We start from the raw sequence: 13,202 nt of genomic DNA, 5'->3' as shown, positions 1-13,202 counted from the left end.
ACTACAGGTCGCCGGTCGTGAAGGAAAGGTTGGCGGCGTGAACCGTAATCAGTGTCCAAGATTACTTGACCAGTTCAGCTTGCTCCCGATGGCGGTGGGTCAGTTGGAATATCGTTGACTGAACCACCGCTATCGGGGGCAAGCCCCCTCCCACATTGGGATCTTCAAGTTGCTGGAAACGTTGAATCGCGCAAGCACTCGCACCGAACGCTTCACCGTCGGCTACTGACACAACGCAGTTGATCTTCAGCGCTACGGTTGTTGTGCTTGGCTCACTAACCAAACCATTAAGGCTTCGAGCCCCGCCGATGGTTTGGTGTCCGGTGGATACACCAGGTAATACCCCATCCCCGTCGGTACCCTCAATTCAAACGGCGTCGCCAACCGCCCCGCTTTCAAATCCTCGCCAATCAACGCACTGTCGCCAATCGCCACGCCCGAACCTTGGGACGCCACCGTCATCGCCAGATCCAGCGTTTCAAAATGATGCCCCTGGCTCAAATTGTTCAGCCGCGTATTCGCCGCCTTCAGCCACAACGCCCAATCCCGCTCATCGCGCGTGGGGTGCAGCAGTACCTGTTGCTGCAGGTCGGCCGGCGTGTGCAAGCCATCGAGCAACGCCGGCGCGCAGACCGGGGTGAGTTGCTCATCGAACAGGTGCCGGGCCTCGGCCGACTGCTCGGCGATGGGCGCATAGATCACCGCCGCGTCGAATTGCTCACGGCGAAAGTCCACGGTGTAGGCCACGGTGGTTGTGAGCTCCACCGGCACGTCGGGGCGCTCCCTCTGCCATTGCATCAGGCGCGGCAGCAGCCAGCGCATCACACAGGTGGAGGCCTTGAGTTGCAGGGTCTGGCGGCGACTGCCGATCTGCTCCACTGCCTCACTGATCAGGCCGAACACCTGGTGGGCGCGCAGTGACCATTCGCGGCCCTCTTCGGTCAGGCACAAGCCCCGCGCCTGGCGTTGGAACAGCGCGTAGCCCAAATGGCTTTCCAACCCGGCAATCTGCCGGCTCACCGCGCCTTGGGTGATGTGCAATTGCTCGGCGGCGCGGGTGAAATTGCAGCACTGGGCCGTGACCCAGAAGGTGTGCAGCGCAGGCAGTGGCGGGAGGCGTTTCATAACGGGCGGAGCCATGACGTGAGGACATGGCTAGTATGACTTTTTATCGATTGTTGTCGCTACCGGCCAGCCGCTCCAATAGCGCCTCGAATCCATAACAAGAGCGACCTCTATGGCGACCTGCGGCGAAGTATTGGTCAACCTCCTGGAAGGCTACGGCGTGGACCAGGTGTTTGGCATCCCCGGCGTGCACACCGTGGAGTTGTACCGCGGCCTGGCCCGTTCCAGCATCCGTCACGTCACCCCGCGCCACGAACAGGGCGCCGGTTTCATGGCCGACGGTTATGCGCGCACCCGTGGCAAGCCCGGCGTGTGCTTCATCATCACCGGCCCCGGCATGACCAATATCACCACCGCCATGGGCCAGGCCTATGCCGACTCGATCCCGATGCTGGTGATTTCCAGCGTGCAGTCACGCAGCCAATTGGGCGGCGGGCGCGGTAAGTTGCACGAGCTGCCGAACCAGGGCGCGATGATGGCCGGCGTGGCGGCGTTCTCCCACACCTTGATGTCGGCGGCGGAATTACCCGGCGTGTTGGCGCGGGCCTTTGCGTTATTCCAGGCCGGGCGACCACGACCGGTGCATATCGAAATCCCGTTGGATGTGTTGGTGGAAAATGCCGACGCACTGCTTGGCAGTGAGCCCGTCAGCGTGGCCCGTGCCGGTGCGGCGCCGTCGGCGGTCAAGCAGATGAGCCAGTTGCTCGCGGCGGCCAAGCGGCCCTTGATTCTGGCAGGTGGCGGCGCCATCGACGCGGCCTCGGCACTGACGCAATTGGCCGAGGCGCTCGGCGCGCCGGTGGCCCTGACCATCAACGCCAAAGGCCTGCTGCCCGCACGCCACCCGCTGCTGATCGGCTCGACCCAGACCCTGGTCGCTACCCGTGCATTGGTGGCCGAAGCAGACGTGGTGTTGGCCATCGGCACCGAGCTGGCGGAGACCGACTACGACGTCACCTTCGCCGGCGGTTTCGAGATTCCTGGAGCCTTGCTGCGCATCGACATCGACCCGGACCAGACTGTGCGCAACTACCCGCCACAGGTGGCGCTGGTGGCCGACGCACAGATCGCCGCCGAGGCGTTGGTGCATGCGCTGAGCAGCCAACCATTGCCGCCACGCAACAGTGCCTGGGGCACTGAACGTGTCGCACGCTTGTGGGCCGAACTGGACCCTACCTGGGACGCCGCCACCCGTGCGCAAACCCTGTTCCTCGACACTGTGTTGGACACACTGCCCAACGCCGTGCTGGTCGGCGACTCGACCCAACCGGTGTACAGCGGCAACCTGACCCTGAACCTCGACCACCCGCGCCGCTGGTTCAACTCGTCCACCGGCTACGGCACCTTGGGCTACGCCCTGCCCGCCGCTATCGGCGCCTGGCTGGGGCGTGGCGATGGGCAACCGGTGGTGTGCCTGATCGGCGACGGCGGCCTGCAATTCACCCTGCCAGAACTGGCCAGCGCCGTGGAAGCACGCACGCCGATCATCGTGCTGCTGTGGAATAACCACGGCTATGAAGAGATCAAGAAATACATGCTCAACCGTGCCATCGAGCCGGTCGGCGTGGACATCTACACCCCGGACTTTATCGGTGCGGCCAAGGCACTGGGCTGTGCGGCCGAAAGCATCCAGGGCATCGAGCAACTGCGCACGGCATTGCGCAACGCCGCTGACCGCCAGGGACCGACACTGATTGAAATCGACCAAGGCCAGTGGATGCGGGAGGTGGCGCAATGAGCCCGGTCGTGAACGGTGTGTATATCAACGGTGAATGGCGTGCCGGAGAGGCCGTGCTGGAGGTGATCAACCCGGCCACCGAGGCCATCCTGGCCCAGGTCAGCGTCGGCAATGCGGGCACCGTGAGCCTGGCGGTCGACGCCGCCAGCGCAGCCCTCGCCGACTGGTCGAAAAGCACCGGCCGCGATCGCGCCGCCCTGCTGCGCAAGATCGCCCAGGGCGTGGGCGAGCAGCGCGAACAGTTGATGCACCTGCAGTCGAGCAACAATGGCAAGCCGCTATTTGAAGCCGCGATCGATGTGGACGACGTGATCGCCACCTTCGAGTATTACGCCACGGTGGCCGACGACATGGACGCCAGCCAGGACCGCCCGGTGGCGCTGCCCAGCGCTGACTTCAGCGCACGCCTGCGTCGCGAACCGTGCGGCGTGGTGGGGCTGATCGTGCCGTGGAATTTCCCCATGGTGACCACCGCCTGGAAACTCGCCCCGGCCCTGGCGGCCGGTTGCTGCGTGGTGCTCAAGCCATCGGAAGTCACACCGTTGGCGGAGTTGCAGTTGGCGCGGATTATCGCCGAGGCAGGCGTGCCGGCCGGGGTGTTCAACCTGGTGTGTGGCACCGGCCTGGACGTCGGCGCGCCGTTGGCGGCAGACCGTCGCGTGGCGAAGATCTCCTTCACCGGCAGTAACGCCGTCGGTGTGCAGGTGATGCAACGCGCGGCCGAAACCATCAAGGGCGTGAGCCTGGAATTGGGCGGCAAATCTTCATTGTTGGTGTTGGCGGATGCCGACTTGGACCTGGCGGTGGAACTGGCCTGTGGCGGTGGATTTTTCAACGCTGGGCAGATGTGTTCAGCCACCAGTCGCGTGCTGGTGGCTGACGGCCTGGCGGATGAATTCCTTCAGCGTGTGCAGGCACGCGCTGAAAGCATTCGCGTGGCCGACCCCTTTGCCGATGAAGTAGAAATGGGCGCGCTGATCAACCGCGCGCAGTATCAGCGGGTGCTGGGGCATATCCAGCGCGGCATCGAAGACGGCGCCCGTTTGCTCTGCGGCGGTAAACGCCCGGCGGATCTGCCGAAGGGCTTCTTCATTCGCCCCACCGTGTTCACCGATGTGCCGCTGGACAGCGCGTTGTGGAACGAAGAAATCTTCGGCCCGGTCCTGTGTGTGCGCCGTTTTGCCTCTGAGGAGGAAGCGATCGCCCTGGCCAATGACAGTGATTTCGGGCTGGTCGCCAGCGTGGTCAGCACCCATATCGAGACCGCCGAACGCGTCGCCAATGCCTTGCAGGCCGGCCTGGTGTGGATCAACGCACCGCAAGTCATCTTCCCGCAAACCGCGTGGGGCGGTTACAAACAAAGCAGTATCGGCCGCGAACTGGGGCCGTGGGGGTTGGCGGCGTTTCAGGAGATCAAGCATGTGATCCGGTCTATCTAACACCGCAGCGCAAAGGTGGGGGCTTGCTCCCGATGGTGGAGGGTCAGTTAGCCCATCTTTGACTGACCCTCCGCCATCGGGAGCAAGCCCCCTCCCACATTTTGATCGGTGGTGTATCAGTCAGCCCGTGAGCAATTTTTAGATAGCCCCTGCGACTTTCTCATTTGCCCCACTCCCCCGCCCATGGCCTGATGCCCCCTTGTTCACTCAAGGCCGTCCCATGGAAACCGTTCACACCAAACCCACCACCGCCCTCTGGCTGATGATCAGCGTCGTGCTGGTCGCCCTCAACCTGCGCCCGTCGATGGCCGCCGTGGGCCCGCTGTTGTCGTCGATTCGCACCGATGTGCCGCTGAGTTTCAGCAGCGCCGCCTTGCTGACGATGTTGCCGGTGATGGCCATGGGCTTGGCGATGTTCTTTGGCATGGGCCTGGCCAAGCGCTTTGGCGAGCACCGCAGCATCGTGGTGTCGCTGCTGGTGATTGGCGCGGCCACGCTGTCGCGGTTGTTCCTCGACTCGGCGCTGGAGTTGATCGTCAGCGCCATCGCCGCCGGGGTGGGGATTGCGATGATCCAGGCGTTGATGCCGGCGCTGATCAAATCGCGGTTCAGCGATAACGTCTCGCTGTTCATGGGCCTGTACGTCACCGCGATCATGGGCGGTGCGGCGCTGGCGGCGTCATTTGCACCCTTCGTGCAAGTGCAGACCGGCAGTTGGCGCATTGGCCTGGCGATCTGGGCCGTGCTCGCCGTGCTGGCCCTGGTGTTCTGGTATGCGCAGCGCTCAGCGCTGCCGCCCCTGCCCCAAGCCGGCGCCGGCCCTCAAGAATCGTTTTTCGGCAATGGCCGCGCCTGGTTGTTGGCAGTCTTCTTTGGCCTGGGCACCGCGTCCTACACCTGCGTACTCGCCTGGCTCGCGCCGTACTACGTTGAGCAAGGCTGGAGCGAACAGAACGCCGGGTTGCTGCTGGGCTTTTTGACGGCCATGGAAGTGGTGTCCGGCTTGGTCACGCCCGCCATCGCCAACCGCCGCCAGGATAAACGCGGGGTGGTGACCGTGCTGCTGGTGCTGATCATCCTCGGCTTCTGCGGCTTGATCCTCAGCCCGCAACACCTGAGCCTGCTGTGGCCTTGCCTGCTGGGCCTGGGCATCGGCGGCCTGTTCCCGATGAGCCTGATCCTGTCCCTCGACCACCTCGACAACCCGCGCCGCGCCGGTGGCCTCACCGCGTTTGTGCAAGGTATTGGCTACCTGATTGCCGGGCTGTCGCCGCTGATCGCCGGGATGATCCGCGACCATCTGGGCAGCTTCGAATGGGCCTGGTGGTCGCTGACGGCAGTGATCGTGGTGATGCTGCTGATCGTCGTGCGCTTTAACCCCAAGCATTACGCGCACCATATCCGCTGAGGTCGTGTTGCAAACAGTATTTGTCCCACAGAAAACATAGAAACGCCCTACAGCGCTTTCTATTGGCACGTCCGTTCCGTTAAGCTTTTGCGCTGTCTTGTACTGAGTTCGGTACAACGGGTTTACGGACGAAACCGATGTTAAACAGTAACTTGCTCAGAAAACTCGATATGCAGGACTTGATGGTGTTTATCGCCGTCTACGACCAGAGCAGCGTTACCGAGGTGTCCGAAACGCTGTTTGTCAGCCAGTCCACCGTGAGCTACAGCTTGAAGAAGCTGCGCACCAGTTTTGAAGACGAACTGTTTATCAACACCCGGGCGGGCATGCGGCCGACGTACAAGGCCACCACCATGTACGGCCATGTGCAGAAGATCCTCGAAAGCATCAACCTGTGCCACGCCGGTGGCCAGGCCTTCGACCCGACCCAGAAAGCCGTGACGTTCAATGTCTGCGCGCCGGAATACTTCGAACAGTTGATCCTGCCGCGCCTGTTGAAACACTTCGATCACGCCGACCTGCCGGTGATCGTCAATGTGCAGAAACTGGAAACCGACATCCCCGCCGATGACCTGCGTGAGGGCCGCCTGGACTTGGTGATCTGCTTCGGCCCCAACTTCCACCGTGCCCATAAAGACTTCCGCACCCAGATGTTGCTGGAGGACGACCTGGTGTGCGTCTTCGATAAGCGCTCGGCACCGCGGGAAGCGGCCTTCAGCCTGCAATCCTTCGTCGAGCGGCGCCATGTATTCCCCACGCCGTGGACCTCCGACACCAACATGATCGACGGCTGGCTGGCGCGCCAGGCGCACAAGCGCCAGGTGATCGCCCGCGCCAACAGCTACGGCGCGGCGCTGAAGATGATCACCGGCACCGACTTCATCGTCACCCTGCCGCGCCGCGTGCAAAAACTGCTGGCGCCGGCGACGGTGTTTGGCCATTGCGAAGTGCCCAACGGCTTGCCGGGGTTCACGCTGGAGATGCAGTGGAATGAAACCAGTGAACAGGACAGTGCCAATACCTGGTTTCGTGAGCAGGTGGTGAAGGTGTGCGCGGATCAGGGGTTACTCTAACGTCTGTGGCGAGGCGCTTGCTCCCGTTGGACCGGACTGGCGCTCCAGTGCGAAGCGCACCCAAGATGTTGGGGCCGCTGCGCAGCCCAGCGGGAGCAAGCTCCCTCGCCACAGTTGATGGTGTGTCAGCCGATGGCGACTTTGCTGTAGGACTCGCGATCCATGTCTATCACCTGGACGCTCAGCTGAACCTGGATATCCGCCGGCCAATCGCCCAGATCCTGCAACGCCGCCAGCAGGCTCTCCGACAACTGTTTCTTGACCTGCGGCGACCGCCCACTGAGCAGTGACAGCCTCACCGCCATAAAGCCACGCGGGCTCAGGGAAGTACCGACCAGAAAAGTCTCGACCTTCACCGCCCGGCTTTTGATATCGAACTCGGAACCGAACTGCCCGGACGCCATCAGCACGTTGTTGAGCCTTAGCAGTGTTTTCTCAACGGCCAGGTTCGTCAGGTTGGCGGTGTATTCCAAGTGCAGATGGGGCATGGAGGGCTCCGAATTTGTTGTAGGAAGAGTTGTAGATATATCACGTGAGTCAGGCCTGGGTCGCCAACCCTCGATCACTCATAAACGCCTCGAGCCGCGAACGCACCCAGCGCTCGGCCGGGTCGGTGTCCACATGGCTGAGCCAGACCATGGACAAATCCAGGGTCGGCGTCTCGAACGGAAACGGCTCGCAGAACAGGTGGCCCGACACCGCCATGGCCTCGGCGGTGTAATCCGGCAGGCTGGCGATCAGGTCCGTGCCTGCCAGCAAGGCCGGCAGTGCGCTGTATTGCGGCACCGACAGCACCACGTGGCGTTTTCGGCCGATTTCCGCCAGCCACTCATCGGCAAACCCCGACACGTTGGCGGTGTGAGACACCAGCACATGGGGCCGTGAGCAATATTCATCGAGGGTCAGCGGTGTGTCCGACGCATCGGCGCGCAGCAAGCGTGGGCGGATATGGCGCAGCAGCTTGCGCTTGGCATTGGCCGGCAGGCCACGGGTCTGGGTGATGCCGACGGTGATATCGCCGGAGGCCAACAAATCGGGAATGCGCCAGTAGTCCACATGCTGCACCACGAACACCACTTGCGGCGCTTCCTGGCGCAAGGCGCGCAGCAGCGGTGGCAGCAGGCCGAACTCGACATCATCGGACAGGCCGATGCGGAACGTCATGGTGCTGACGGACGGGTCGAAATCGTGGGTCAGGCTCAAGGCCGACGACAACGAATCCAAGGCCGGCGACAGGTGCTGGATGATTTCCTCGGCCCGCGCGGTGGGCTCCATGCGGTGGCCGACGCGAATGAACAGCGGGTCGTTGAACAGCGTGCGCAAGCGGTTGAGGGCCGAACTGATGGTCGGCTGGCCGAGAAACAGCTTCTCCGCCACCCGCGTCACATTGCGCTCAAGCATCAACGCTTCGAACACCACCATCAGGTTGATGTCGGCCTTGCGTAATTCATTGCGATTCATCGGCGCCAGCCCCTTTCCCCAAGCCAAGCCGCAGTTTAGAAAGCGCGGGGGGCTGCGTCTATGCGCACACTGTTCATCCAGGCGCTTTGCGACTATAAATCAGCTCTCAATGGTCACAGGAACACCGCCGTGCTGGTCATTCTTGCCTTAAGCATCCTGCTCGGCGGCGTTTTGCTCTGGGCCATCAAGTTCATCGCTCATCCCACCGCCAGGACACTGCTGCGCGCCTTTGTCGGGTTATGCCTGGCGGCGGTCGTGGCTTATCTGGTGCTGGCTTCCGGGTTTCCGACTTCGCTGCTGGTCTGAGCCGCCTCCTGGCCCTGGCGCAGACGCAATGCCGCCAACGCGGCCACCACCAGCACCAGCGCAATCACTTTCAAGCCATTCATCGCATTGCCGGTGCTCATCTCGATCGCGCCCATCACGGACGGCCCGACAAACCCGCCCAACAGCCCGCAGGCGTTGACGAACCCCAGCCCGCCCGCCAGTGCCACGCCCTTGAGACGCGAGGCCGGGTACAGAAAGATGATCGACTGCACCACAAAGAACATCACCGCCGACAGGCAAAAGCCCAGTAGGCTGAACACCGGCCCCGACACCGACGCAATGCCCAACCCCAGCGCCATGGTCAGCAGCCCGGTGACCAACAGTCGACGGCAACGCCCCGGCGTCGTGGCGAAACGCGGGATCAGTACCGCGCCGAGTGCCGCCGCGATCCAGGGCAAGGAGGTCAGCAGGCCAACGCTCATGGTGCTCAACTCGCCGTATTTGCTGATGATGCTCGGCAGGAAAAAGATCACCGTGTAGATGGTGATCTGATGGCAAAAGTACACAAAGATCGCCAGCAGGATTTGTGGGGTCAGCCAGTTTTTCAACGAGTGCCCACCCTCGCCCGCGCCCTCTTCGGTTTCCAGCGCGATGCGCTGTTCGATCCCGCGTGCTTCCTCGGCCGACAGCCAGGGCGCCTTGCTCGGACGGTCCGGCAGTTTGCGCCACACCACCCAGGCGAACGCCACGGCCGGCAAGCCTTCCAGCAGGAACATCCACTGCCAGCCGTGCCAGCCGAGTAGACCGTCCATGCGCATCAAGGCGGCGCCCACCGGGCCGCCGATGATGTTGGCGAAGCACACGCCGAGCAGGAAATAACCGGTAGCGCGCGCCCGTTGTTCGCGGTTGAACCAGTAGGTCAGGTACAGCATCACGCCTGGAAACAGACCGGCCTCGGCAATCCCCAGCAACAGGCGCAGCACGTAGAACGAGGTCTCGCCCTGCACAAAGGCCATGGCCGCCGAGATCAGGCCCCAGGTCACCATGATCCGCGCAATCCAGAAGCGGGCGCCGACCTTGTGCATGATCAGGTTGCTGGGAATTTCCGACAGCGCATAGGTCAGGAAAAACAACCCCGCGCCCAGTCCATAGGCCGCGGCGGAAATGCCCAGGTCGACGTCCAGGTGATGCTTGGCCAAGGCAATGTTGGTGCGGTCCAGGAAGCTCAGGATGTAGGCGATGATCAGCAAGGGCATCAGCTTGACGAACATCAGTTTGTTCAACGCCTGCGGCTCGCGGGCGTGGGGGGCGGAAGTCATCGGCAATTCCTCTTGGCGCCCCGCCAGCCAGGCTGGGGGGCGCATCGGTGTTGTTCTAGGAGTCGAGTTGCACAACCAACGCCTGGGGGCGATGGGAAAACAGTTGGAGCAGCGCGCCGCCCAGGGCGCAGCCGGCCATCACGAAGAAACACACGGTGTAACCGTGCAGCGTGGTCCAACCGCCGCCCATGGCGATCAGGCTGCCCATCAGCACCGGCGCCAGGCCGCCGCCGATGAACATCGCCGTGGTGATGATGCCGTTGGCGGTGGAGGTCGCCGACGGCTCGGCCGAGTCGCAGGCCACCGCGTAGTAGATCGGCCACACCGCATTGGCGACCAGGCCGAACAGCAGTTGCACAACGATGATCAACGTCAGGGTATTGGCGAAGTAGAACGCGCCGACACTCGCCGCCATCCACAGCCCGCAGATGATCAGGGTGGTGCGCCGGCCGATGATGTCCGACAGCGACGGCCACACCAGTTGCCCGAGGATGCCGGTGAGGGTGAACACCACGCTCATCCCTGCCGACTCGGCCAATGACAGCCCGGCGATATTGTAGAGGTAGGCCGGCAGCACGATGTTGACGCCCATGTACACCACCTGCGTGAGCATGGTGTTACCGGCCGTGAGGGCGATATTGCGGTTGCGCAAGGTGGCGACAAAGGTGCGCCAGGCTTCGCCTTTGACTTGGCTGGCCGGCGCGTTGTCCGGCGGGGTCATGCCTTTGGCGGCGATGTCGACGTACAGCGCGGTGATGCGCTCGGCGGTGGAATAACGCGCCCAGAAGATCATCAACGGCAGCGCCACCACAAAGGCAAAGAAGAACACATAACGCCAGTTGTCCTCGCCAAACACCGTGATGACAAAACTCGCGACGATGCCGCTGAGCATCGCGCCAATCGGGTAGCCGGTGTGGTGCGCGCCCAGGGCAAAGCCGCGACGTTCCACCGGCCACCATTCGGCGGTGTTGCTGACGCCGACCGGCTCGCCCCAGCCGGCGCCGAGGTTGACGCCGACCCGCAGGGCAATGAAGGTGGCGAGGTTGCCGCTCAACGCCTTGAAGCCGGACAGGAACGAAATCGCGGTGTAGCCCAGCACCAGCGGTACCTGGAAGCGCGCACGTTTCCAGCCGCCACCGTAGCGGTCGCTCCACATCGAGCCGGGGATATCCAGCAACGCCAAGGCCAGCATGACCACCGTGGCCACGGTGCCCCATTGATCGGCGGACAAATCGAAATGCTTGGAGATGGTCGGCCCCAGGCGCAATACGATCTCACGGTCGTAGGCGTTGAGGATCCAGATCATCCAGCAGACCAGCAGGGATACCCAGGAATGCCGGTGAATGCTGCGCAGCGACGCTTTTTTTATAGTTGCCATGGGCCTCTCCAGGCGCGCGAGGGCGCGCACTGACACAAGGTTGCGAAGGAATATGCCTTTTTGAACACACGCGCTAGCTGGCGAACCGTCGCTCGGCTATTCCTTGCACGCCCAACCCGGTAATGGCGAACAGCGCTCCGCGCTGCTGGCCGTCTGCCGGGAAACGCGGCAGCGGCGGCTTGGCCATGGAGGTCACAAACAGGGTGTCGAGGTTCGGCCCGCCGAAGGTCAGGCTGGTGACCTTTTTCACCGGCATCTGGATGACGCGGTCGACCTGCCCCTCCGGGGTGTAGCGCACCAGCTTCCCGGCGTAGACCAGGGCTTGCCACAGGCACCCTTCGGCGTCCACGGTGCAGCCGTCGGCGGCGCCACCGCCGCAGGTGTCGACCTTGGCGAAGGTGCGGCGGTTGCTCACATTGCCCGTGGCGAGGTCATAGTCGTAGGCCCAGATCTCGCCGGACCAGGTGTCGCAGAAGTAGAAGGTCTCTCCCGAAGGGCTCCAGCAAGGGCCGTTGGACACGATGATGCCTTCGTCCAGGGTGTGCAGGCTCAGGTCGGCGTCCAGGCGGTAAAGCTTGGCGCTGGCGTTGTCTTCAAGCGTGTCCATCGAACCGAAGATGAAACGGCCCTGCCGGTCGACCTTGCCGTCGTTGAGGCGGTTATCGGGCAGGTGCGGTTCCGGGTCGATGACCAGGTTGAGCTCACCGCTGCTGAGGTCCAGTGTGTGCACGCCGTTCTGCAGCGCGACAATCGCAGACTCGCCAGCGTGGCGCAGGGCCATGGAGCCGATCTTCTGGCCCACCTCCCAGGCGCGCAACTCGCGGCCATCCTCGGTGCAGCGCAGGATGCGGCCGTCGGCGCTGTCGATCCAATACAAACGTTGTTGCTCGACGTCCCATACCGGGCCTTCGCCCAGGGTGGTCTTGACGTCCACAAGCACTTCGATACGCATGGTGATCCCCTTATTGTTGTTGTGCGGGATGCAGGCCGCGCCTTGACGCGGCGGTTTGTCGGGTTAGAAATTGACTTGGTCGCGCCCCTTGAGCCCGAGGATTTCCCGCGCTTCATCCGGCGTGGCGACCCGATGCCCGAGGGCTTCGATCACCGTGCGAATACGCCGTACCTGGTCGGCATTCGACGCCGCCAGCTTGCCCGGGCCATCCCACAGCGAATCCTCCAGGCCGACACGGGCGTTACTACCCATGGACAGGCCCATGGTCGCCAGCGGAATCTGCCCACGCCCGGCGCCGAGGATCGACCACACGTAGTCGTCGCCGAACAGGCGGTCGGCGGTGCGGCGCATGTGTGCCAAGTCTTCCGGGTGGCCGCCGATGCCGCCGCGCAGGCCGAACACCGACTGGATAAACAACGGCGGCTTGAGCAGGCCGCGTTCGAGGAAATGCGCGGCGGTGTACAGGTGGCCGATGTCGTAGCACTCGATCTCAAAACGCGTGCGGTTCTCGGCGCACGAATTGAGGATGTGGGTGATGTCGCGGAAGGTGTTGCGAAAAATCCGGTCGTCACTCTCTTCCAGGTAAGGCCGTTCCCAGTCGTGCTTGAACTCGGTAAAGCGGTTGAGCATTTCATAGAGGCCGAAGTTCATCGAGCCCATGTTCAGCGAGGCCAGTTCCGGCTTGAACTGCATCACCGGTTGCAGGCGTTCTTCCACGCCCATGGTCGGTGCGCCGCCGGTGGTGATGTTGATCACCACGTCGCTGGCGGCCTTGATGTGCGGCAGGAATTCGGCGAACAGCGCCGGGTCCTGGCTGGGGCGGCCGTCAACCGGGTCACGGGCATGCAGGTGGACAATCGCGGCGCCAGCCTCGGCGGCGCCGATGGCGGCGTCGGCAATTTCCTGCGCGGTAATCGGTAAATGCGGCGACATCGACGGCGTGTGAATCGCACCGGTAACGGCACAGGTAATGATGACAGGACGTTTTTTGGACATGACGAATCTCCGACTTTTATTCTTATGAAAAAAATCCTGGGTACAG

12 protein-coding genes are annotated in these 13,202 nt (G+C 63.1%); 5 read left to right on the top strand and 7 right to left on the bottom strand.

Annotated features, from left to right (window positions below; genetic code table 11):
* Positions 1–252: 252 nt before the first annotated feature.
* Positions 253–1,125, bottom strand: coding sequence for a LysR substrate-binding domain-containing protein (locus AO064_RS26115; protein WP_064055066.1), 873 nt, complete (start codon positions 1,123–1,125; stop codon positions 253–255).
* A 112-nt stretch (positions 1,126–1,237) separates the two neighbouring features.
* On the opposite strand from AO064_RS26115, the gene AO064_RS26110 reads away from it, so the two are divergent.
* The 4 genes from AO064_RS26110 (at position 1,238) to AO064_RS26095 (ending at position 6,783) form a co-directional block, all read left to right on the top strand.
* Positions 1,238–2,863: a 5-guanidino-2-oxopentanoate decarboxylase gene (locus AO064_RS26110; RefSeq protein WP_064055065.1), complete on the top strand. Its 1,626-nt coding sequence runs from the start codon at positions 1,238–1,240 to the stop codon at positions 2,861–2,863.
* Entirely contained in the window at positions 2,860–4,302 is a 1,443-nt protein-coding gene (locus AO064_RS26105) for an aldehyde dehydrogenase family protein (RefSeq protein ID WP_064055064.1), read from the top strand. The genes AO064_RS26110 and AO064_RS26105 overlap by 4 nt, the downstream gene beginning before the upstream one ends.
* A gap of 220 nt (positions 4,303–4,522) precedes the next feature.
* Complete coding sequence (locus AO064_RS26100; RefSeq protein WP_064055063.1) at positions 4,523–5,710, top strand: cyanate transporter; 1,188 nt, start codon at positions 4,523–4,525, stop codon at positions 5,708–5,710.
* A gap of 137 nt (positions 5,711–5,847) precedes the next feature.
* On the top strand, positions 5,848–6,783 hold the full coding sequence (locus AO064_RS26095) for a LysR family transcriptional regulator (RefSeq protein ID WP_046034538.1): 936 nt from the start codon (positions 5,848–5,850) through the stop codon (positions 6,781–6,783).
* A 125-nt stretch (positions 6,784–6,908) separates the two neighbouring features.
* Here the strand turns inward: AO064_RS26095 and AO064_RS26090 are convergent, their stop codons facing one another.
* Complete coding sequence (locus tag AO064_RS26090) at positions 6,909–7,271, bottom strand: 5-carboxymethyl-2-hydroxymuconate Delta-isomerase (protein WP_012722792.1); 363 nt, start codon at positions 7,269–7,271, stop codon at positions 6,909–6,911.
* A 49-nt stretch (positions 7,272–7,320) separates the two neighbouring features.
* Positions 7,321–8,244 (bottom strand): LysR substrate-binding domain-containing protein, encoded by a 924-nt coding sequence (locus AO064_RS26085; protein ID WP_012722791.1) that lies wholly within the window; start codon positions 8,242–8,244, stop codon positions 7,321–7,323.
* Between the two features lie 60 nt (positions 8,245–8,304).
* Here AO064_RS26085 and AO064_RS30830 point away from each other — a divergent pair, with 60 nt between their 5' ends.
* Positions 8,305–8,550: a hypothetical protein gene (locus AO064_RS30830; RefSeq protein WP_139237981.1), complete on the top strand. Its 246-nt coding sequence runs from the start codon at positions 8,305–8,307 to the stop codon at positions 8,548–8,550.
* Here the strand turns inward: AO064_RS30830 and AO064_RS26080 are convergent.
* From AO064_RS26080 to kce, 4 genes are all read right to left on the bottom strand, one after another.
* The gene (locus AO064_RS26080; RefSeq protein ID WP_064055070.1) at positions 8,505–9,830 is read right to left on the bottom strand and encodes an MFS transporter; all 1,326 of its coding nucleotides are present in this window, start codon (positions 9,828–9,830) and stop codon (positions 8,505–8,507) included. The two genes, AO064_RS30830 and AO064_RS26080, sit on opposite strands and share 46 nt — an antisense overlap.
* Positions 9,831–9,885: 55 nt before the next feature.
* Positions 9,886–11,208, bottom strand: coding sequence for an MFS transporter (locus AO064_RS26075; RefSeq protein WP_046034536.1), 1,323 nt, complete (start codon positions 11,206–11,208; stop codon positions 9,886–9,888).
* A 73-nt stretch (positions 11,209–11,281) separates the two neighbouring features.
* Positions 11,282–12,160: an SMP-30/gluconolactonase/LRE family protein gene (locus AO064_RS26070; RefSeq protein ID WP_046034535.1), complete on the bottom strand. Its 879-nt coding sequence runs from the start codon at positions 12,158–12,160 to the stop codon at positions 11,282–11,284.
* A gap of 63 nt (positions 12,161–12,223) precedes the next feature.
* Entirely contained in the window at positions 12,224–13,156 is a 933-nt protein-coding gene (gene kce / locus AO064_RS26065) for a 3,5-dioxohexanoate:acetyl-CoA acetone transferase (protein ID WP_012722788.1), read from the bottom strand.
* Positions 13,157–13,202 lie beyond the last annotated feature (46 nt).

The sequence above is a fragment of the Pseudomonas marginalis genome (assembly GCF_001645105.1).
Classification (GTDB): Bacteria; Pseudomonadota; Gammaproteobacteria; order Pseudomonadales; family Pseudomonadaceae; genus Aquipseudomonas; species Aquipseudomonas petroselini.
This window is presented reverse-complemented; position numbering and strand designations above follow the sequence as displayed.

What these genes read in the sequence shown, in the direction of transcription:
- kce (WP_012722788.1), bottom strand. Translation starts at nt 13,156, where the DNA reads ATGTCCAAAAAACGTCCTGTCATCATTACCTGTGCCGTTACCGGTGCG.
- AO064_RS26110 (WP_064055065.1), top strand. Translation starts at nt 1,238, where the DNA reads ATGGCGACCTGCGGCGAAGTATTGGTCAACCTCCTGGAAGGCTACGGC.
- AO064_RS26080 (WP_064055070.1), bottom strand. Translation starts at nt 9,830, where the DNA reads ATGACTTCCGCCCCCCACGCCCGCGAGCCGCAGGCGTTGAACAAACTG.
- AO064_RS26100 (WP_064055063.1), top strand. Translation starts at nt 4,523, where the DNA reads ATGGAAACCGTTCACACCAAACCCACCACCGCCCTCTGGCTGATGATC.
- AO064_RS26070 (WP_046034535.1), bottom strand. Translation starts at nt 12,160, where the DNA reads ATGCGTATCGAAGTGCTTGTGGACGTCAAGACCACCCTGGGCGAAGGC.
- AO064_RS26095 (WP_046034538.1), top strand. Translation starts at nt 5,848, where the DNA reads ATGTTAAACAGTAACTTGCTCAGAAAACTCGATATGCAGGACTTGATG.
- AO064_RS26115 (WP_064055066.1), bottom strand. Translation starts at nt 1,125, where the DNA reads ATGAAACGCCTCCCGCCACTGCCTGCGCTGCACACCTTCTGGGTCACG.
- AO064_RS26085 (WP_012722791.1), bottom strand. Translation starts at nt 8,244, where the DNA reads ATGAATCGCAATGAATTACGCAAGGCCGACATCAACCTGATGGTGGTG.
- AO064_RS26105 (WP_064055064.1), top strand. Translation starts at nt 2,860, where the DNA reads ATGAGCCCGGTCGTGAACGGTGTGTATATCAACGGTGAATGGCGTGCC.
- AO064_RS30830 (WP_139237981.1), top strand. Translation starts at nt 8,305, where the DNA reads ATGCGCACACTGTTCATCCAGGCGCTTTGCGACTATAAATCAGCTCTC.
- AO064_RS26075 (WP_046034536.1), bottom strand. Translation starts at nt 11,208, where the DNA reads ATGGCAACTATAAAAAAAGCGTCGCTGCGCAGCATTCACCGGCATTCC.
- AO064_RS26090 (WP_012722792.1), bottom strand. Translation starts at nt 7,271, where the DNA reads ATGCCCCATCTGCACTTGGAATACACCGCCAACCTGACGAACCTGGCC.